Source organism: Streptomyces sp. NPDC058307, assembly GCF_042880295.1.
GTDB lineage: Bacteria > Actinomycetota > Actinomycetes > Streptomycetales > Streptomycetaceae > Streptomyces.
On record NZ_JBHVYZ010000043.1, the window covers coordinates 1 to 19,888 of the forward strand.

General features: G+C 71.0%; 16 protein-coding genes, 4 tRNA genes and 1 other RNA gene. 10 read left to right on the forward strand and 11 right to left on the reverse strand.

What is annotated here, in order from left to right; genetic code table 11:
• Positions 1–97: 97 nt before the first annotated feature.
• From purL to purS, 3 genes are read right to left on the reverse strand one after another with little or no spacing between them, the layout of a single operon-like run.
• Positions 98–2,356, reverse strand: a complete 2,259-nt coding sequence (gene purL, locus ACFVYN_RS27325; protein WP_390002796.1) for a phosphoribosylformylglycinamidine synthase subunit PurL — start codon at positions 2,354–2,356, stop codon at positions 98–100.
• Positions 2,353–3,033: a phosphoribosylformylglycinamidine synthase subunit PurQ gene (purQ, locus tag ACFVYN_RS27330; protein ID WP_030683039.1), complete on the reverse strand. Its 681-nt coding sequence runs from the start codon at positions 3,031–3,033 to the stop codon at positions 2,353–2,355. The genes purL and purQ overlap by 4 nt, the downstream gene beginning before the upstream one ends.
• Positions 3,030–3,302, reverse strand: a complete 273-nt coding sequence (gene purS, locus ACFVYN_RS27335; protein ID WP_352391849.1) for a phosphoribosylformylglycinamidine synthase subunit PurS — start codon at positions 3,300–3,302, stop codon at positions 3,030–3,032. Before purS ends, purQ begins: the two co-directional genes overlap by 4 nt.
• A 268-nt stretch (positions 3,303–3,570) precedes the next feature.
• Here purS and ACFVYN_RS27340 point away from each other — a divergent pair, with 268 nt between their 5' ends.
• The 8 genes from ACFVYN_RS27340 to ACFVYN_RS27375 all read left to right on the forward strand — a co-directional run bounded on the left by ACFVYN_RS27340 (position 3,571) and on the right by ACFVYN_RS27375 (position 8,061).
• The gene (locus tag ACFVYN_RS27340) at positions 3,571–3,888 is read left to right on the forward strand and encodes an Lsr2 family protein (protein ID WP_390002799.1); all 318 of its coding nucleotides are present in this window, start codon (positions 3,571–3,573) and stop codon (positions 3,886–3,888) included.
• Between the two features lie 123 nt (positions 3,889–4,011).
• A tRNA-Gly gene (locus ACFVYN_RS27345) sits at positions 4,012–4,083 on the forward strand.
• A gap of 80 nt (positions 4,084–4,163) precedes the next feature.
• Positions 4,164–4,239 (forward strand) — tRNA-Gly (locus ACFVYN_RS27350).
• 125 nt (positions 4,240–4,364) lie between these two features.
• Positions 4,365–5,303, forward strand: a complete 939-nt coding sequence (locus ACFVYN_RS27355) for an ABC transporter ATP-binding protein (RefSeq protein ID WP_390002802.1) — start codon at positions 4,365–4,367, stop codon at positions 5,301–5,303.
• Entirely contained in the window at positions 5,300–6,073 is a 774-nt protein-coding gene (locus ACFVYN_RS27360; protein ID WP_390002805.1) for an ABC transporter permease, read from the forward strand. The genes ACFVYN_RS27355 and ACFVYN_RS27360 overlap by 4 nt, the downstream gene beginning before the upstream one ends.
• 14 nt (positions 6,074–6,087) lie before the next feature.
• On the forward strand, positions 6,088–7,305 hold the full coding sequence (locus tag ACFVYN_RS27365) for a sensor histidine kinase (RefSeq protein WP_390002808.1): 1,218 nt from the start codon (positions 6,088–6,090) through the stop codon (positions 7,303–7,305).
• Positions 7,306–7,327: 22 nt separating this feature from the next.
• A complete protein-coding gene (locus ACFVYN_RS27370) occupies positions 7,328–7,963 on the forward strand; it encodes a response regulator (protein WP_390002811.1) in 636 nt (211 codons plus the stop codon).
• A 22-nt stretch (positions 7,964–7,985) separates the two neighbouring features.
• Positions 7,986–8,061 (forward strand) — tRNA-Gly (locus ACFVYN_RS27375).
• A 44-nt stretch (positions 8,062–8,105) separates the two neighbouring features.
• Here ACFVYN_RS27375 and ACFVYN_RS27380 read toward each other — a convergent pair.
• From ACFVYN_RS27380 to ffs, 6 genes are all read right to left on the reverse strand, one after another.
• Positions 8,106–9,005 carry a phosphoribosylaminoimidazolesuccinocarboxamide synthase gene (locus tag ACFVYN_RS27380; RefSeq protein WP_390002813.1) on the reverse strand — a complete coding sequence of 300 codons (900 nt, stop codon included), beginning with the start codon at positions 9,003–9,005 and terminating at the stop codon, positions 8,106–8,108.
• A 93-nt stretch (positions 9,006–9,098) separates the two neighbouring features.
• Positions 9,099–10,655, reverse strand: a complete 1,557-nt coding sequence (locus tag ACFVYN_RS27385) for a N,N-dimethylformamidase beta subunit family domain-containing protein (protein WP_390002815.1) — start codon at positions 10,653–10,655, stop codon at positions 9,099–9,101.
• 224 nt (positions 10,656–10,879) lie between these two features.
• Complete coding sequence (locus ACFVYN_RS27390; RefSeq protein WP_390002818.1) at positions 10,880–12,940, reverse strand: hypothetical protein; 2,061 nt, start codon at positions 12,938–12,940, stop codon at positions 10,880–10,882.
• A 357-nt stretch (positions 12,941–13,297) separates the two neighbouring features.
• Positions 13,298–14,551 (reverse strand): phosphoribosylamine--glycine ligase, encoded by a 1,254-nt coding sequence (gene purD, locus ACFVYN_RS27395; protein WP_390002820.1) that lies wholly within the window; start codon positions 14,549–14,551, stop codon positions 13,298–13,300.
• 116 nt (positions 14,552–14,667) lie between these two features.
• Entirely contained in the window at positions 14,668–17,190 is a 2,523-nt protein-coding gene (locus tag ACFVYN_RS27400; protein ID WP_390002823.1) for a DNA polymerase III subunit gamma and tau, read from the reverse strand.
• Between the two features lie 59 nt (positions 17,191–17,249).
• An RNA gene (ffs, locus tag ACFVYN_RS27405) (signal recognition particle sRNA small type) lies at positions 17,250–17,348 on the reverse strand.
• A 72-nt stretch (positions 17,349–17,420) separates the two neighbouring features.
• Between ffs and ACFVYN_RS27410 the strand changes: the two genes are divergently transcribed.
• Together ACFVYN_RS27410 and ACFVYN_RS27415 are read left to right on the forward strand one after the other, a co-directional pair.
• Positions 17,421–17,508: transfer RNA gene (locus tag ACFVYN_RS27410), tRNA-Ser, on the forward strand.
• 251 nt (positions 17,509–17,759) lie between these two features.
• Positions 17,760–18,392 (forward strand): hypothetical protein, encoded by a 633-nt coding sequence (locus tag ACFVYN_RS27415; protein ID WP_390002827.1) that lies wholly within the window; start codon positions 17,760–17,762, stop codon positions 18,390–18,392.
• A gap of 71 nt (positions 18,393–18,463) precedes the next feature.
• Here ACFVYN_RS27415 and trxB read toward each other — a convergent pair whose 3' ends face one another.
• Both trxB and ACFVYN_RS27425 read right to left on the reverse strand, forming a co-directional pair.
• Positions 18,464–19,450, reverse strand: a complete 987-nt coding sequence (trxB, locus tag ACFVYN_RS27420; RefSeq protein WP_390002830.1) for a thioredoxin-disulfide reductase — start codon at positions 19,448–19,450, stop codon at positions 18,464–18,466.
• Positions 19,451–19,454: 4 nt separating this feature from the next.
• Entirely contained in the window at positions 19,455–19,874 is a 420-nt protein-coding gene (locus ACFVYN_RS27425) for an arsenate reductase ArsC (RefSeq protein ID WP_390002832.1), read from the reverse strand.
• Positions 19,875–19,888 lie beyond the last annotated feature (14 nt).

Here is a 19,888-nt window from a genome sequence, read left to right on the forward strand (position 1 = left end):
AGCAATCCGCCCCGCTGGATGAGAACCAGCGGGGCGGATTTACCAACAGCATCCGTCGGAGTGACGGGCGGGGCCTTCGACGTCGTACGACTACCGGCTACTTCAGCAGTGCCGGGATCGTCTCCTCGTGAGCCGTCCGCAGTTCCTCCAGGGACAGTTCGAACTCGCCCTGGAGCTCGACGGAGTCGCCGTCGACGACACCGATGCGGGTGACGGGCAGGCCCCGCGCGCCGCACATGTCGTTGAAGCGGAGCTCCTCGGAGCGGGGGACCGCCACCACCGCGCGGCCGGCCGACTCCGAGAACAGCAGCGTGAACGCGTCCAGACCGTCCGGGACGATCAGGCGGGCGCCCCTGCCGCCGAGCAGCGCCGACTCCACGACCGCCTGGATCAGGCCGCCGTCGGAGAGGTCGTGCGCGGAGTCGATCATGCCGTCGCGGCTGGCGGAGATCAGGATCTCGGCGAGCAGCCGCTCGCGCTCCAGGTCGACCTTGGGCGGCAGACCGCCGAGGTGGTCGTGGACGACCTGCGACCAGGCCGAGCCGCCGAACTCCTCACGGGTGTCACCGAGGAGGTACAGCAGCTGGCCCTCCTCCTGGAAGGCGACCGGGGTGCGGCGGGCGACGTCGTCGATGACGCCCAGGACCGCGACGACCGGGGTGGGGTGGATGGCCACGTCACCGGTCTGGTTGTAGAGCGAGACGTTGCCGCCGGTCACCGGGGTGCCCAACTGCTGGCAGGCGTCGGCCAGGCCGCGGATGGCCTCCGCGAACTGCCACATGACGGCCGGGTCCTCGGGCGAGCCGAAGTTCAGGCAGTCGGAGACCGCGAGGGGCTTGGCACCGGTCGTCGCCACGTTCCGGTAGGCCTCCGAGAGCGCCAGTTGCGCGCCCGCGTACGGGTCGAGCTTCGCGTAGCGGCCGTTGCCGTCCGTCGCGATGGCGACGCCGAGCCCCGTCTCCTCGTCGATGCGGATCATGCCGGAGTCCTCCGGCTGGGCCAGCACCGTGTTGCCCTGCACGAAGTGGTCGTACTGCGAGGTGATCCACTTCTTGGAGGCCTGGTTCGGGGAGGAGACCAGCGCGAGGACCTGGTCCTTCAGCTCCTCGCCCGTCTGCGGCCGGGGCAGCTTGTTCGCGTCGTCCGCCTGGAGCGCGTCCTGCCAGTCCGGACGGGCGTACGGGCGCTCGTAGACCGGGCCGTCGTGGGCCACGGTCCGCGGGTCGACGTCGACGATCTTGCCGCCGTGCCAGTAGATCTCCAGGCGGTCGCCGTCGGTGACCTCACCGATGACGGTGGCGATGACGTCCCACTTGTCGCAGATCTCCAGGAACCGGTCGACCTTCCCCGGCTCCACGACCGCGCACATGCGCTCCTGGGACTCGCTCATGAGGATCTCCTCGGGCGAGAGCGTGGAGTCGCGCAGCGGTACGTCGTCCAGCGTCACGCGCATGCCGCCGGAGCCGTTGGAGGCGAGCTCGGAGGTGGCACAGGACAGACCGGCCGCGCCCAGGTCCTGGATGCCGACGACCAGCTTCTCCTTGAAGGCCTCCAGGGTGCACTCGATGAGGAGCTTCTCCTGGAAGGGGTCGCCGACCTGGACGGCGGGGCGCTTGGACGGCTTTGCGTCGTCGAAGGTCTCGGAGGCGAGGATCGACGCGCCGCCGATGCCGTCACCGCCCGTGCGGGCCCCGTACAGGATGACCTTGTTGCCCGCGCCGGACGCCTTCGCGAGGTGGATGTCCTCATGCCGCATCACACCGATGGCACCGGCGTTGACCAGCGGGTTTCCCTGGTAGCAGGCGTCGAAGACGACCTCGCCGCCGATGTTCGGCAGGCCCAGGCAGTTGCCGTAGCCGCCGATGCCGGCGACGACACCGGGGAGCACGCGCTTGGTGTCCGGGTGGTCCGCGGCACCGAAGCGCAGGGGGTCGACCACGGCCACCGGCCGCGCGCCCATCGCGATGATGTCGCGGACGATGCCGCCGACACCGGTCGCCGCGCCCTGGTAGGGCTCGACGTAGGAGGGGTGGTTGTGCGACTCGACCTTGAAGGTGACCGCGTAGCCCTGGCCGACGTCCACGACGCCCGCGTTCTCGCCGATGCCGACGAGCAGCGCGTCACTCTGCGGGGCCTTCTCGCCGAACTGGCGCAGGTGCACCTTCGACGACTTGTAAGAGCAGTGTTCGGACCACATGACCGAGTACATGGCGAGCTCGGCACCGGTGGGCCGACGCCCGAGGATCTCGACGACCCTCTCGTACTCGTCCTTCTTCAGGCCCAGTTCGGCCCAGGGCAGCTCGACGTCGGGGGTCGCGGTCGCGTGCTCGACCGTGTCCAGAGGCGTCCGGCTCATACGTTGACCAGCTTCTTGAGGATCGAGGTGAAGAAGGGGAGGCCGTCGGTGCGGCCGGTGCCGATGAGCGGCTCCACGGCGTGCTCCGGGTGCGGCATCAGGCCCACGACGTTGCCCGCCTCGTTGGTGATGCCGGCGATGTCACGGAGGCTGCCGTTGGGGTTGAAGTCCAGGTACCGGAAGGCGACCCGGCCCTCGGCCTCCAGCTTGTCCAGCGTGTACTCGTCGGCGACGTACCGGCCGTCCATGTTCTTCAGCGGAATGTTGATCTCCTGGCCGGCCGAGTAGTCGGTCGTCCAGGCGGTGTCCGCGTTCTCCACCCGCAGCTTCTGGTCGCGGCAGATGAAGTGGAGGTGGTCGTTGCCGAGCATCCCGCCCGGGAGCAGGTGGGCCTCGGTGAGGATCTGGAAGCCGTTGCAGATGCCGAGGACCGGGAGGCCGGCCTTCGCCTGCTCGATGAGGGGCTCCATCACCGGCGAGAAGCGCGCGATGGCACCCGCGCGCAGATAGTCGCCGTAGGAGAAACCGCCGCACAGCACCACGGCGTCGACCTGGTGGAGGTCCTTGTCCTTGTGCCACAGGGCGACCGGCTCGGCGCCCGCGAGGCGGATCGCGCGCTGGGTGTCCCGGTCGTCGAGGCTGCCCGGGAAAGTGACGACGCCAATACGAGCGGTCACTTCGCGGCCCCCGCGACTTCCGCAGAGTCCTCGACCTTCACGGTGAAGTCCTCGATCACGGTGTTGGCGAGGAAGGATTCCGCAAGATCATGGATGCGGGCGAGCGCGGCCTCGTCGACCGGTCCGTCCACTTCCAGTTCGAATCGCTTTCCCTGACGTACGTCGGAGATGCCGTCGAAACCCAGTCGCGGCAGTGCACGCTGCACCGCCTGGCCCTGGGGGTCGAGGATCTCCGGCTTGAGCATGACGTCGACTACGACGCGTGCCACTGGCACTCCCGGTGGTGTGGTGCTGAGCAGGTTCCTTCAGACTACCCGCACAAAATTTCTACGCGCGTTGAGTTGTAGGAATCTACGTGACGGCCATCACGGCACATCGCAGAGGCGGCCGGTCGCGAAAATTTCCCGAAAAGATCTCAGATCGACACCCGATACCTATTGCGCTGGGACACGCGGAAGGATTTAGTCGAGCCCACAATGCATTGTTGGGCACTGTACAAATGAATTGGCAACGTGCCGTACGAAGGGACCGATATTCGTGGCGCAGAAGGTCGTGGTCACTCTCTTTGACGACATCGACGGCTCGGAAGCGGCGGAAACGATCGCCTTCGGACTCGACGGCAAGTCGTACGAGATCGACCTGAATCAAGCCAATGCCAAGAAGCTGCGTAAGGCGCTCGAGCCGTACGTGGAGGCCGGCCGCAAGCGGTCCAGGTCGGGCAAGGCGTACCAGCAGACCGAGGTCGCTCCCGACCCGGCGGCCGTCCGGGCCTGGGCCCAGGCCAACAAGATGGACGTCCCCGCACGCGGACGCATCCCCAAGAAGGTCTACGAGGCGTTCGCCGAGGCCCGGTAGGGCCGGTCGACGCCGGGTCACCCGCCCCTCGGGACAACCGACTTGCGTTGCACCCCACCTGGTCAGCTAGAGTCTGGAGCACGCCGAGGGGCGAGGCCGAAAGGCCCAGCTCACGGAGTACACGCGGGTGTAGTTCAGTAGTAGAACATCCCCCTTCCAGGGGGAAGGCGCAGTGTGCAATTCCTGTCACCCGCTCTGCATCGCCATCCGGACCACTCTGGTGGATCAGGTAGGATGGTGCTCGCGCCGATCGGTGAGAGCCGGTCGGAGGCAATGCGGACGTAGCTCAGTTGGTAGAGCGCAACCTTGCCAAGGTTGAGGTCGCCAGTTCGAACCTGGTCGTCCGCTCCACGAAGAAGGCCCCGGTCATCGCGACCGGGGTCTTTTTCATGCCCGCCGCACCGTCTGACATTTGTCATACGGAGTGGTGACAGCGCGCACTGCTGTCGCCTCCGCTCCGCCGGGACGCTGGCTTCATGAACACCGACGAACACGAACACGTGATTGAGGTCACCGGCCTACGGCGTGTGTACGGGGGCGGGTTCGAGGCCGTGCGGGGGATCAGCTTCTCCGTGGCCCGCGGAGAGGTCTTCGCCCTGCTCGGCACCAACGGCGCCGGCAAGACCTCCACCGTCGAACTCCTCGAGGGACTCGCCCGGCCGACCGACGGCCACGTCCGCGTCCTCGGCCACGATCCGTACACCGAGCGGGCCGCCGTACGTCCGCGGACCGGGGTGATGCTCCAGGAGGGCGGCTTCCCCTCCGAGCTGACCGTCGACGAGACCGCGCGGATGTGGGCCGGCTGCGTCAGCGGGGCCCGGCCACCGCTGGAGGTGCTGGAACTCGTCGGGCTCGCCCGGCGCACCGGCGTACGGGTCAAGCAGCTGTCCGGGGGCGAGCGGCGGCGCCTCGACCTGGCGCTCGCCCTGCTCGGCGACCCCGAGGTGCTGTTCCTGGACGAGCCGACGACCGGCCTCGACGCCGAAGGGCGCCGGGACACCTGGGAGTTGGTGCGGACACTGCGCGACCGAGGCACGACCGTGTTGCTCACCACGCATTACCTGGAGGAGGCCGAGGATCTCGCCGGCCGGCTGGCGATCCTCCACGAGGGGCGGATCGCGGCCACGGGCACACCGGCCGAGGTGACCGCCGCCCAGCCGGCCCGGATCTCCTTCGAGCTGCCGGACGGGTACTTCGTGGGAGACCTGCCCCCGCTCGCGGAGCTCGGGGTGTGCGGGCACGAGGTCGACGGGAACGTCGTACGACTGCGGACGCACGCGGTGCAGCGGGCCGCGACCGGGCTGCTGGTGTGGGCCGATCGGGCCGGTGTGGAGCTGCGGCGGCTCGATGTGCGGCCCGCCTCGCTGGAGGAGGCGTTCCTGGGGATCGCGGCGCGTGCGGAGGTCTCGGCATGAGCATGGTCACCACTCCCGGGAGCCGGCTGGGCGCCCTCGCCCGCGCCGAGTTCACGCTGCTCGGGCGCAGCCGGGCCACGCTCGTCTCGGCGGTACTGATGCCGCTCGCGCTGCCGTTCAGCCTGCGGCCCGTCGTGGACGGCATGGACGTCGAGAAGTCCGGGCTGAGCGTCGGCCTGGTGCTGCTGCCGGCCGCGGTCGGTTTCGCCCTGCTCTTCGGTGTCTACAGCGCCCTCGTCGGGATCTACACCGCCCGGCGCGAGGAACTCGTGCTGAAACGGCTGCGCACCGGCGAGCTGCGGGACGTCGAGATCCTGTGCGGGACCGCGCTGCCGATCGGCGCGACCGGGCTCACGCAGTCCGTGGTGCTGGCGGCCGCGAGCACGGTCCTGCTCGACGTGCCCGCGCCGCACGCGCCCCATCTCGTCGTGCTGGGGCTGCTGTTGGGGCTGGTGATGTGCGTGGCGCTCGCGGCCGTGACGGCGGCCGTGACCCGGACCGTGGAGAGCGCGCAGGTCACCACGCTGCCGTTCGTGGTGGTCTCGATGGCCCTCTCGGGCGTCACCGTGCCCCTGGAGATGCTGCCCGACTGGTTCGCGTCGATGTGCGACCTCCTGCCCCTGTCGCCCGTGATCACCCTGGTCCGCGGCGGCTGGTCGGGCACCCTCTCCGCCCACGATGCCCTGGGCGCCCTCGGCACGGCGGTGGCCTGGACGGTGCTGGCCGTGTTTGCTGTACAGCGGTGGTTCCGGTGGGAGCCGAGGCGCTGACGTACGGGGAGAGCATGCGCGAGGCAGGGGGCTGGTGGCGGCGGAAGAGCACGCCGGCGAAGGTGGAGACGTACACGCGCTGGTCGTTCCACTTCTTCGCGGTGATCTACGTCGCCTCGATCGGCCTGCCGGTCTTCGGGCAGGTGCCGGGGCAGCTCGCGGTCTGGCTGGTGCTGCTGGTGTGCGCGCATGCCCTGGCGTGCGCGGTGACCGCGTCGCGGGCGCTCGACTGGACGCGCGGGCGGCGCGAGCAGCCGGTGCGGGCGCTGTGGGTGCTCGGGGCGGTCACCGCCGCCATCTCCGTCGCGGTGATCGGCATCGCCGAGCGGGGGCCGCAGAGTGACGGGCTGACCATGGCCACGGGCGCGGTCTTCGTGGGCGTGCTGACCTTCGCGGCCGGCATCGGCGCGCTCGGCGTCCGCAGGCGACGGCGCGTGCTCGCGGTCGTGGGCGGCTTCGCCGCAGGCGCGGTGCTCGGCGGCTTCCCCCTGGGGTACGCCCTCCCGGAGTCCCTGGTCACCGGGGTCGTGGTGCTGATCGCCGCCGGGTTCCTCGCCTTCACGTCCGTGTTCTCCGTCTGGCTCCTGAACGCCGTCTACGAACTCGACTCGGCCCGCGAGACCCGCGCCCGGCTCGCCGTCGCCGAGGAACGGCTGCGGTTCGGGCGGGACCTGCACGACGTGATGGGGCGCAACCTGGCCGTGATCGCGCTGAAGAGCGAACTGGCCGTGCAGCTGGCGCGTCGGGGACGCGAGGAGGCCGTGGACCAGATGACCGAGGTGCAGCGGATCGCGCAGGAGACACAGCGCGAGGTGCGGGACGTCGTACGGGGATACCGGGAGGCCGATCTCGGGATCGAACTGGCCGGAGCGCGAGGCGTGTTGCTTGCCGCCGGCATCGACTGCGAGGTCACCGGGGAGCCGGGCGGGCTGCCCGCCGAGGTGCAGTCGGCGCTCGGCTGGGTGGTCCGGGAGGCCACCACGAACGTACTGCGACACGGGGACGCCAAGCGGTGCGAGGTGGCCGTACGGACGGAGGCGGGGCGGGTGGTGCTGACCGTGGAGAACGACGGGGTGCTGAGGTCGTCGGCCGGTGCCGGCGGGTCCGGGCTCGCCGGGCTGCGGGAGCGGCTCGCGGCGGTGGCCGGGACGCTGGAGGCGGGCCCGGTCCGAGAGGGTGTGTTCCGGCTGGTGGCTCAGGTGCCGCTGGTGGCGGCGGAGGGGGTTTCATGAATGGGGGCGGGGTCGTGACCGTATGTGTCGGGTCGCCGGAGGTGGTCTCGTGAGCGTGCGGGTGCTGCTCGCCGATGACGAGCATCTGATCCGGGGCGCGCTCGCCGCGCTACTCTCGCTGGAGGACGATCTGGCGGTCGTCGCGGAGGCGGCGACCGGCCCCGAGGCGCTGGCGATGGCCCGGGCGCACGGGCCCGACGTCGCCGTACTGGATCTCCAGATGCCCGGCGCGGACGGTGTGAAGGTCGCCACATCCCTGCGCACCGAACTGCCCTCGTGCAAGGTGCTGATCGTCACCAGTCACGGGCGGCCGGGGCATCTCAAGCGGGCCCTGGAGGCCGGTGTGCGGGGATTCGTCCCGAAGACCGTGAGCGCGCAGCGGCTCGCCGAGATCATCCGCACGGTGCACGCGGGAAACCGTTACGTCGACCCCGAGTTGGCCGCCGACGCGATCTCCGCCGGGGACTCGCCGCTGACCGCGCGGGAGGCCGAGGTGCTGGAACTCGCCGCCGACGGGGCGCCCGTCGCGGAGATCGCCGAACGGGCCGCGCTGTCGCAGGGGACCGTACGGAACTATCTGTCGTCGGCCGTCTCCAAACTGGGAGCGGAGAACCGTCACACGGCCGTGCGGCTCGCACGGGAGCGAGGTTGGGTATAGTGGTTCTCGCGCCACGGCGCATGCGAACGTAGCTCAGTTGGTAGAGCGCAACCTTGCCAAGGTTGAGGTCGCGAGTTCGAACCTCGTCGTTCGCTCCATCGAGAAGCCCCCCGGTTTTCACCGGGGGGCTTCTCCGTTATGACTACGACCAGCTCGTGCCCGTCAGGCGCTCGAACGCCTCGATGTACTTGGCGCGGGTGCGGTCCACGACCTCCTGCGGCAGCGGCGGCGGGGGCTGCTCGCTCTTGCGGTCCCAGCCGGACTCCGCCGAGGTCAGCCAGTCGCGCACGAACTGCTTGTCGTACGACGGCTGCGCGTGCCCCGGCTCCCACTGGTCGGCCGGCCAGAAGCGGGAGGAGTCCGGGGTGAGGACCTCGTCCGCGATGACGAGGGTGTCCCCGTCGAAGCCGAACTCGAACTTGGTGTCCGCGAGGATGATCCCGCGGTCCCGGGCGATGTCCCGGCCCCGCGAGTACACCGCGAGAGTCGCCTGGCGCAGCTGGGCGGCGGTGTCCGCGCCGACCTGGCGGGCGATCTCCTCGTAGGAGACGTTCTCGTCGTGCTCGCCGACGGCGGCCTTGGTGGCCGGGGTGAAGATCGGGGCGGGGAGCTCGCTGCCGTCGACCAGGCCCTCGGGGAGGGCGAGGCCGCAGACCGTGCGGGACTCGTTGTACTCCAGCAGTCCGGAGCCGGTGAGGTAGCCGCGGGCGACGGCCTCCACGGGGACCATCCGGAGCGACTTGCAGACCAGGGTGCGGCCGGCCCAGTCGGCGGGGGCGCCCTCCGGCACGTCCGTGCTCAGGACGTGGTTCGGCAGCAGGTCGGCGATCTGGTCGAACCACCACAGGGACAGCTGGGTGAGGACGCGGCCCTTGTCGGGGATCTCGGTCGGCAGCACCCAGTCGAAGGCGGAGATACGGTCGCTGGCGACCATCACGAGGTCGCCCGCCTCGTTCTGGTACAGCTCGCGCACCTTGCCGGTGTGCAGGTGCACCAGGCCCGGAACCTGGAGCGGCTCGGGCTTTTCTACGAATCCGGACACGGTTCCTCCCCGTGGGTTGGTCCAACGGGTCGATTGTCCCGTATACCGGGCTGACCTTGGACTTGGGGTCGGCCGCGGGTGCCGTGCGCGGGCTCAGTCACGCTTGCAGATGCGGTCCAGGAGGTTGGCGGTGGCGCGCTGGACGCGGGTGTCGACGTGGCCCGGGCGGTCCAGCGCCGGGGACCAGGCGAAGGTGCCGGCCGCGAAGACCAGGGCGCCGGAGGGGGCGCGGTACAGGGACGTCTCCTGATGGCGGAGGACGCCCTCGCTGTCGGCGTACGGCGAGTGGGCGAGCAGGATGCGGTCGTCGTGCTCGGGGAGCGGGGTGCGCGGGAAGTAGCGGTCGGCCTCGCCCGCGACCAGGCCGGTGAGTTCGTCGCCCTCCTGGGTGCCGGTCGCCTCCCAGAGCCAGTGCTCGGCGTTGCGGACGATCAGGGGATACGGCTCCGGCACCCGGCCCGCGTACTGGATGCCGACCAACTGCTGTTCGGGGCGGTCGACTTCGCGCCAGAGCGCCGGTTTTCCCGGGCCCCTGCGTTTTCGGCAGGTCAGCAGGCGGTCGGGGACGCCGGACGGCGAGGGGCCCAACTCGACCTGCCAGTACATGGTGTTGGCGGAGAGGAAGACCAGGGAGGTGCCGCCGTCCCGGGCGCGCTCGACCGTGCGGCGCATGGCCGTCGACCAGTACTCGTCGTGGCCGGGGAAGACCAGGCCCCGGTAGCGGGCGGGGTCGAGGTGGCCGGCGTGCAGGTCGCGGGCGTCGGCGTAGGCGAGGTCGTAGCCGTAGCGCTCGGCGAAGCGGATGAAGTCGTAGGCGTGGCCCACGTGCATCGGCAGGCCCGCGCCCGCGTACGGCCGGTCGAAGGAGACCGTCGTCGCGGCGTCGGCCTCGCCGAGGAGCCGGCCCTGTTCGTCCCAGGCGTGGTAGAGGCTGGCGCCGGTGCGGCCGTCCTCCGGGTAGAGGTTGTACGCCTGCCAGGTCACGTCGGGCAGCAGGAGCAGTAAGTCCGCGGGGTGGTTGTCGCGGACCGTGAAGGGGATGTGGGAGCGGTAGCCGTCGGCGGTGGTCAGGACGGCGACATACGCCCCGATGCTCCAGTACGACGGGATCTGCAGCCGCCAGGACAGCCACCAGTGATGGCAGGAGACCGTGCGGTCCGCGGTCAGCGGCGGGAGCTGGACGATGCCGGAGAGGCGGGGGCTGGTGGTGATCTTCGCCGCGCCGTCGCCGCCGTAGTGGCCGATGCGATAGATGTCGACGGCGAATTCCTGCGGCGGGTCGACGGTGATGTGGAAGTCGACGGCCTCGCCGGGGGCGACCGCGCCGGTCGAGGTGAAGCCCTTGATCTGGCGGCGGACGTCGTCTGCGGAGCGGGGGCCGCCGCCGGGGTCCGTGCGGGGGGCTGTGCGGGGGGCTGTGCGGGGGGCTGTGCGGGGGGCTGTGCGGGGGGAGGGGACTCGCGGGGTGCCCTGTTTCTGGGTGTGGGCGGGGTCCGTCTCGACGTACCAGGGGACCACCTGGCCGGTGTCGTCGAAGTACGTCTCGCTGCCGCGCAGCCAGGGGAGGGGGCCCTGGCCGAAGGGGTCCGTCACGGCGTGCGCGAGTGCTCCCGACTCCCAGCGGCGGATCTGCTCCGGTCCCGGCCCCATGGTCGCTCCCCTCCCTCGTGCCCCCGTCGTTCGTGCTGCGCGATGTTCTGGTACGCGTGTCGTGCACCTGTCCTATGGCGCGAGCCCTTGCCATGTGCGCGATCGGTCCCAGCACATCACATTCCGCACTTGCACTGTCACTATTCGTTGTGAATTGGCCGAAAGTGGAACTGGTTATTCCGTCTAGACCGTCGACACCGTCGACACCGTCGACACCGTCATCGTCAGACGAGGCGGACCGGCTTCTCGGGCCGTATCCCCGACTTGACCAGCCAGGCGCGCAGGGGGGCCGGGTCGCCGTCCTCCACGAGGCTCAGGACGCGGGGGGCGAGGTCCGCGGCCCGTTCGCCGTTGATGAGGAGCGACGGGCCGTCGAGCCAGTCCAGGCCCGGAGCGGCACCGGCCGTGTCGACCGCGGCACAGCAGACCATCGCGGTGACGTGGTCGGTGAGGAGTTCCCGGGCGCTGCGCGGGGGCTGGAGCGGGAAGAGGGGCAGCGCGGTGTCGTCCCAGGGGGTGTCGTCGGGAGCGGTACGGGAGTCCGGGGCGACGGCTTCCTCACGGGCGAGCTCGGCGGTGAGGGCTGCGGCGAGGATCTCGGCGAGGGGTTCGGGTTCGGGTTCGGGTTCGGTTTCGGGTTCGGTTTCGGCTTCGGCTTCCGCTTCTTTGCTTCGACGGAGGCCGTCGGCGCCGGTTTCGTCGTCGCGTGGAGATTGGGGGGCGGGCTCGCCGGACGGTGGAGTCGGTACGAGGTCTGCGGCGGCGGATGCCGGGACGGGTGCGTCGGTGGGTGCCGGGTGGACGGGCAGGCCGTCGGCCGTGGGGCGGGCCGCCGCGTCAGCGGGTCCCTCGGCTGCCGTGGATCGCGACGACGGACCGGCAAGTCCCTCAGCCTCCGTGGACCGTGACGTCGAGTCGGCGGCCTCGGCCGCGGCACCGGATGACGGACCCGCACCGGCGAGTCCCTCAGCCGGCGTGGGTCGTGCTGTGGGGCCCGTCGGCGGAGGGCAGGACAGATGGGAGAGGACTCGGGAGAGGGTGGGGGCCTCGGATTCCGACGGGGTTCCCGGGGGGCGGCGTACGCCCTGGGCGTCGAGGACTCGGTGGAGGCGGGCCGCGTCCAGGCGCCACTTCCGGTCCACGACCTCTTCCGGGTACTCCTGCCAGTCCACCGGCGACCAGTCCGGGCCGGTCTCCGCCGGACCGCCGTGGAAGAGGCGGGCGGCGAGCAGGGAAGCGGCCTCGTCGATCGCACCGGGCTCTTCGAGCAGGTCGCAGGCGGGGCGCTCACCGAGGCGGGAGGCGAAGCCCTCGGCCAGGCGGTCGCGACGCGACAGCTCGGTCAGGGCGGCCACCACGCCGGCGTCCAGACGGGAGGGCCAGCGGCCCATCCGCCAGGCGGGGAGGGCGACCCGGGTCAGCAGCCGGTCCCAGCCCGCGTACGCCAGGCCCACCTGCTCCTGGGCCACGATCCTGAGGCCGTAGTCCACAGCCTGTGCACGCTCGGAGGCCGCCGCGGCGACCCCGCGCTCCATCTGCGTCGCGTGCTCCCGGCAACTACGCAGGAGCAGGCGGGCCACCCAGGCGACGCCCGCGCACACCACTCGGGTGAGCGGACAGCGGCCGGGGACGGAGCCGACGGCCACCGCCGCGTCCAGACCCCGTACGAAACGGCGGGCCGCCGCTATGTCGGGGTGCGCCGAGGGGCCCGTACCGGCGACGACCGGGGCGAGGACCGCGCGCAGTTCGCCGACGCGCATCCACCACAGGAACGGCGACCCGATGACCAGCACCGGTGCGGCCGGAACCCCACGGTGGGAGCCGCGGACGCCCGCGATCTCGTCCTCGCGGCCCTCCTGCGGGGGCGGGCCGTGGGCCGGGTGGGTCCGGTCCTCGAGCCAGCTGTCGCAGTCCGGGGTGAGCGCTATGGCGGAGGGGGCCGGGACGTCCAGGCGGTCGGCGAGGTCGCGCACCATGCGGTACAGGTCGGGCGCGGACTCCTCGGCGATCGCGACGGTCGGACTGACGGCGGGGCGGGCGCGCGCGATGACCAGGGCGACGGCCCCGGCGGCGAGCAGCACCACGGCCCCGAGAACGCCCATGACCAGCCGGGCGGCGTCCCAGAACCCGCCCACGAGATGGTCGGTGGAACCTCCGGCGAGCAGCACCACGGCCACCGCCGCGGGCAACAGCGCCACGGCCAGCGCACGGCTGCGGATCCGCAGCACGGCCAGGGCCCAGGAGCGCGCGGCCTGCGCGCCCGCCTCCACACCGATACCGGTCATGACCGGACCTCACCCCCTCCCTGCCGTCCTGAATGCCCAGCTTTCCTGGTGTTGCTCACTCCCCCACTGTGGCACCCGCCACTGACATCGCAATGCCGGTGGGCCAAGTGCCGGACCGCTTGCGCCGCACCCTAGTTGGGCCCCGGGCCCCCGTCAGCCGTATAGCTCCCCGGTCACTCGATGGAATGGCTTTGGGGAAAGGTGGATGACGTACAGCAACGATCAGGCCCCGAATCCTTAGACGGATCCGGGGCCGGTCGGGTTGTTCGGGGCGGCTTCGGGAGCCGCTCGGGGGCTGATTGGGGGCCGCTTGGGGGCCGCTTGGGGCGGGGTTTTCGACCCGGTTTTTCGGGCTTCTCAGGCTTCGGACGCCGCCTTCGCCGCGATGTCCGTCCGGTGCTGGGAACCGTCGAGCCGGATACGGCCCACCGCCCGGTACGCGCGCTCGCGGGCCTCGGTGAGGTCCTTGCCGGACGCCGTCACCGACAGCACGCGGCCGCCGGCGCTGACGACGGCGTCGCCGTCCCGCCTGGTGCCGGCGTGCAGGACGTAAGCGTGCGGGGCGTCCTGCTCGGCCACCTCGTCGAGGCCGGTGATCGGGTCGCCGGTGCGCGGGGTGGCGGGGTAGTTGTGGGAGGCGACGACCACGGTGACCGCGGCGTCCTCGCTCCAGCGCAGGGGCGGCAGGTCCTCGAGGTTGCCGCTCGCGGCGGCGAGCAGGACACCGGCCAGCGGGGTCTTGAGGCGGTTCAGCACGACCTGGGTCTCGGGGTCGCCGAAGCGGGCGTTGAACTCGATGACCCGCACGCCCCGGGAAGTGATCGCGAGACCGGCGTACAGCAGTCCGGAGAAGGGGGTGCCGCGGCGGCGCATCTCGTCGACCGTCGGCTGCAGCACCGTCTGCAGGACCTCGTCCACCAGCTTCGGGTCGGCCCACGGCAGCGGGGAGTACGCGCCCATGCCGCCGGTGTTCGGGCCCTCGTCGCCGTCGAGGGCGCGCTTGAAGTCCTGGGCGGGCTGGAGGGGGAGGACGGTGTCGCCGTCGGTGATGGCGAAGAGGGAGACCTCGGGGCCGTCGAGGAACTCCTCGATGACGACTCGGTCGCAGGCGTTCGCGTGGGTCGTCGCGGCCTCGATGTCGTCGGTCACGACGACTCCCTTGCCCGCGGCGAGACCGTCGTCCTTGACGACGTACGGGGCGCCGAAGGCGTCGAGGGCCTCGGCGACCTCCTCGGGGGTCGTGCAGACGTAGGAGCGGGCGGTCGGCACTCCGGCCGCGGCCATGACGTCCTTGGCGAAGGCCTTCGAGCCCTCGAGCTGCGCGGCCTCCCCGGACGGGCCGAAGACCGGGATGCCCACCTCGCGCACGGCGTCGGCGACCCCCGCGACGAGCGGGGCCTCCGGGCCTACGACGACGAGGTCGGCGCCGAGTCGCTGCGCGAGCGCGGCCACCGCCTCGCCGTCGAGGGCGTCGACCGGGTGCAGCTCGGCGACCTCGGCGATACCGGCGTTGCCGGGTGCGCAGTGCAGTGCGCTGACGTCGGGGTCGAGGGACAGGGAGCGGCACAGGGCGTGTTCGCGGGCGCCGTTACCGATGACGAGGACCTTCACGGGGGTCAGCCTAACGGGGTTTTTGTGCGGGCTTCCCAAAGGGCGGAGGGAGAGGAGCCGTAGCTTCCTCCAAGGCTCCGAAGGTGAGGGCCCCTTGCTCGCTCCTTCGCCGCTCCCTACTCGTTGGTGATCTCCTCCACCACGGTCGCCCCGAGCTCCCGCACGATCAGTTCGCGGCCCGAGAGGGCCGACTCGTTGAGGTCGGGGTCGTCGTCCTCGGGGATGTCGTCCTCGATGGAGACGGGCGGGGGTTCCGGCGCGGACCGTTGTGCGGAGGGGGCCTGGGTGGAGGCGGGCGTCGGCCTGGGCTGGGCCGCCTGGGCGGGCGTCGGCTGAGGGGACGGCGGGGCCTGGGTGGCCGGAGCACCATAGCCGCCCGTGCCCGTGCCCGTGTTTCCGGTGCCGTAGCCGCCGGTGTTGCCGCCTCCGCCGTAGCCACCGCCGCCACCGCCGCTGTTGAAGCCGCCGGATGTCGGGGGTGCGGCGCCGCCGCCCGAGGGGTCGACGACGGCCTCGATCTTCCACTGCACGCTGAACTGCTCGGACAGCGCCTGGCGCAGCACCTCCTCGCTGCCGCTGCTCGCGAAGTTGTCGCGGGCGCCGGCGTTGACGAAGGCGAGTTGGAGGGTGGTGCCGTCGAAGCCGGCCACCTGGGCGTTCTGGCTGAGCAGGATCCACGTGAAGCGGCGGCGGTTCTTGACCGCTTCCAGGATGTTGGGCCAGAGCTGGCGGGGGTCGAGGCCACCGGCCGGCGGAGCGTAGGAGCCCGAACCGGGTGCGGAGGCCGCGGGGGCGGGCTGGGCCGGTGCCGGGACGGCCGCGGGTCGGTGCGCCGCGGGCGCCTGGGACTGGCCGCCGCCTGTCGGGGCCGGGGTGGGCCAGCCACCGGGACGCCGGCCGCCACCGGCGGAGGCGGCGGTGGGCCAGGCGCCGGGGGCGGGGGCGGGGGCCGCGGTGGACGGCTGCTGGTGGGTCGGGTGGGGCTGGTCCGGGTGGGCGGCGGCAGGGGATTGACCGGGCGGTGGACCGGCCGGAGCGCCATGGGGCTGGCCCGCGGGAGAGCCGTGCGCCTGGCCGGCGGACGGGCCCGAGGGCGGGCCGGTGGGGGCGGCCGGAGCGGCGAAGGGCGCCGAGTCGGCCGTAGCGCCGGGGAATCCGCCCGGACCACCTGCCGCGCCGGGAATGCCGCCGCCCTGCGCGCCACCGCCGGGGAGGCCACCACCCTGGGCGCCGCTGCCTTCGTTGCCGCTGCCAGGGGCGCCGCCGGACCCCTGACCGCCGGGCGCACCCACGCCGGACGCCCGGACGGCAGCCCTGACCGCAGCCGGACCCCCACCCGGCGGAACCGGGGCCGGAGGCGCAGCGGGAGCCGATGGCGGGACGGCGGCCGTCGAGGGACCCGGGGCGGCTCCCCCGTGCGCCTCCGGCCCCGGCCCCGGTACGTACCCCATCGCGGGGGCGCCGCCACCGGCCGAGAAGTTCACGCCCCGCTCGATGCGGTCGAGGCGGGCCATGACCGAACGCTGGTCCCCATAGGCCGCGGGGAGCAGCACGCGCGCGCAGATGAGTTCCAGCTGGAGGCGGGGCGAGTGGGCGCCGCGCATCTCCGTCAGGCCTTCGTTGACGAGGTCGGCGGCGCGGCTGAGCACCGCCGCGCCGAAGGTGCCGGCCTGGGCCTGCATGCGCTCGATGACGTCGGCGGGGGCGTCGATGAGCCCCTTCTCGGCGGCATCCGGGACGGCGGCGAGGATGACCAGGTCCCGCAGCCGCTCCAGCAGGTCGGCGACGAAACGGCGCGGGTCGTTGCCACCCTCGATGACACGGTCGACGACCTCGAAGGCGGCGGCCCCGTCACCGGTGGCGAAGGCCTCGACGACGGAGTCGAGGAGGGAGCCGTCGGTGTAGCCGAGGAGGGAGGTGGCCATGGCATACGTCACACCCTCCTCCCGCGCGCCGGCGAGCAGCTGGTCCATGACGGACATGGAGTCACGCACGGAGCCCTGCCCCGCCCGCACGACGAGCGGCAGCACGCCCTCCTCGACGGGGATCTTCTCCTTGCCGCACACCTCGCCGAGGTACTCCCGCAGGGTGCCGGGCGGTACGAGCCGGAAGGGGTAGTGATGGGTCCGCGACCGGATCGTCCCGATGACCTTCTCGGGCTCGGTGGTGGCGAAGATGAACTTGAGGTGCTCCGGTGGCTCCTCGACGACCTTCAGCAGCGCGTTGAACCCGGCCGACGTGACCATGTGGGCCTCGTCGATGATGTAGATCTTGTACCGGCTGCTCGCGGGCCCGAAGAAGGCCTTCTCGCGCAGCTCACGGGCGTCGTCCACACCGCCGTGGGAGGCGGCGTCGATCTCGATGACGTCGATGGAACCCGGGCCGTTCCTGGCGAGGTCCTGGCAGGACTGGCACTCACCGCAGGGCGTGGGCGTGGGCCCCTGCTCGCAGTTCAGGCACCTGGCGAGGATGCGCGCGCTGGTCGTCTTGCCGCATCCGCGCGGACCGCTGAACAGGTACGCGTGATTGACCCGGTTGTTCCGCAGCGCCTGCTGCAGCGGGTCGGTGACATGCTCCTGCCCAATGACCTCGGCGAAGGACTCCGGGCGATAGCGGCGGTACAACGCGAGAGACGACACGCATACGAGGTTATAGGCGCCCACTGACAACCCGACCCCGCGCGGGCCCTCCGTCCGGGAACGCGAACGCCCCCCACGCACCCGCCAGAGCCAACCTACCCTTGCTGCCTTCCGGCCCTGGGGGAGTTCAGTCAGATAGCGCCGCGTGAGGGGCTGCCCAAACAGTACCCGATGGCAGGGGGTGGGAACGAGTTCGCGAGCACTCCTCAACGTCTTGTATTGTTTGCCGCGGAGGATTCGCCTAGTGGCCTAGGGCGCACGCTTGGAAAGCGTGTTGGGGGCAACCCCTCACGAGTTCGAATCTCGTATCCTCCGCCAGTGCCTCACCGGGCACGATGTCGAAGGGCCCCACCGTCCGCGGTGGGGCCCTTCGTCGTGCGTGGTCTCAGTTTTGGTCTCAGTTGCAGTGATCGGACTCGGCTGGACCTCGGCGAACAGTGATCTGGTTCACCGCGCCTAATCAGTGAGCCCTTCGCAGCCCTTGGCAGCCCACCTCGATTGCCAGTGACGGTCGTTACGGTTGAGATCACGGAGCGTTCCGGCATGACCGAGCGGATCAGGGGACGACGATGAGCATTCTGCGGGCGGCATGGGTTCCGGACGACGATCCCGAGCGTGACTGGCAGGTGGCTGCCGACCTCGCCGTGCGCTGGGTGGAACGCGAGGCCGCCGAGCAGGATGCGACTGCCGTCCTGGTACTGAACGCCTTCGGTGCTGAGCAGACCGTCCCGGCGTTGCGACGGCTTGCTCAACGGCATCTCGTTGCAACGCCGCGATCGGGCAGACAACGCGTCGGAAGTGGCGTCGGACCAGTACTGGCCTACGTGCCGGACGCGAAGACGCTGGAGTTCGCCACTGGACTGGCGCGGGGCTCGTCGCTCGTGGCGGTTGAGGGGGCCAATCTGTTCCCTCTGCGCGGATGGGCCGCGCAGGTCCAAGCCATCGATCTCACTCGCCCGGAGGACGAAGCCGAGGAGGTGGACTCCCGGCTCACATCGGCGCTGGGCCGTTTGAAGTTCTACGGCAACAACGGCTACGGGCCGCCGTTCGACCGTCAGCAGGCCGCGCGAGTTCTCGATGATCTCCGGTCTGCTGGTCTGCTCGACCGTGACGTGGTTCTCGGCGCCATGGCCGCCCAAGGCATCAGTCCCAACGGTCTTAAGCGCCTTGGCCAGCTCATCGACTCTGCTGGTGGCCGGTAACCGCCGCCCGGCCATCGGGCCTTCTTGGAGTGCCCGGCATCAGTCGGGCACTCCAACTCAGTCCCGTCGGCTCAGACCATGGCAGGCGCACTGTCAGGCTCTGACACCGCGTCGATGTCCGTGCGCGCAGCCAGAGACCGCTCCGCGTCAAGCGCGGCCTGGCAGCCGCTTGCGGCGGCAGTGATGGCCTGGCGGTAGGTGTGATCGGCGACGTCGCCGGCGGCGAAGACACCTGGGATGTTCGTGCGCGTGGAGGGCGAGGCGACTTTCAGGTAGCCCTCGTCGTCCAGGTCCAGCTGATCCTTGAACAGCTCGGTACGCGGGTCGTGGCCGATGGCGATGAACAGGCCGGTCACGTCCAGGTCCCGGGTCTTGCCAGTGAAGACGTCCCGCAGGACGACCCCGGCGAGCATGCCGTTCGCTTCCTTGATCTCCGCGATCTCACTGTCGAAGGCGAAGGAGATCTTGTCGTCGGCGAAGGCACGGTTCTGCATGACCTGGGAGGCCCGCAGCGCCGAGCGGCGGTGCACGACGGTCACGGAGCGGGCGAAGCGCGTGAGGAAGGTGGCCTCCTCCATCGCGGTGTCGCCGCCGCCGACCACGACGATGTCGCGGTCGCGGAAGAAGAAGCCGTCGCAGGTGGCGCACCAGGACACGCCCCGGCCGGACAGTTCCTCCTCGTTCGGCAGGCCGAGCTTGCGGTAGCCGGAGCCGGTCGCCACGATCACCGTCTTCGCGCGGTGCACGGTGCCAGCGGTGTCGGTGACTTCCTTGACTGGACCGGTGAGGTCGACGGCGACGATGTCGTCCTCGACGATCTCGGCGCCGAACCTCTGGGCCTGCGCCCGCATGTTGAGCATCAGGTCCGGGCCGTCGATGCCCTCGGGGAAGCCGGGGAAGTTCTCGACCTCGGTCGTCGTGGTGAGCGAGCCGCCCACGAAGATGGCGCCGCCGAAGATGAGCGGCTTGAGCTGGGCTCGGGCGGTGTAGAGGGCGGCGGTGTATCCGGCGGGGCCGGAGCCGATGATGATGACCTCGCGTATGCCGGTTTCGGTCACGGGGTCACGCCTCCTGCTTCGCGTTGATCTCGGCGATGAGAGCCTCGATGCGCTGCTGGATCTCGTCGCGGATGGGACGGACAGCTTCGATGCCCTTTCCGGCCGGATCTTCGAGGGCCCAGTCGAGGTACTTCTTGCCCGGGAAGATGGGGCAGGCGTCGCCACAGCCCATGGTGATGACGTAGTCGGATGCCTGGACGGCCTCGGTGGTGAGGATCTTCGGCTTGGCGTCGCCGATGTCGATGCCGACTTCCTTCATGGCCTCGACGGCGGAGGGGTTGACCTGGTCGCCCGGGATGGAGCCAGCGGAGCGGACCTCGATCCGGTCGCCCGCGAGATGGGTCAGGAATCCGGCGGCCATCTGCGAGCGGCCGGCGTTGTGGACGCAGACGAACAGCACGGAGGCGAGCGGGCTGGAGGACATGGGTTCTTCCTTCG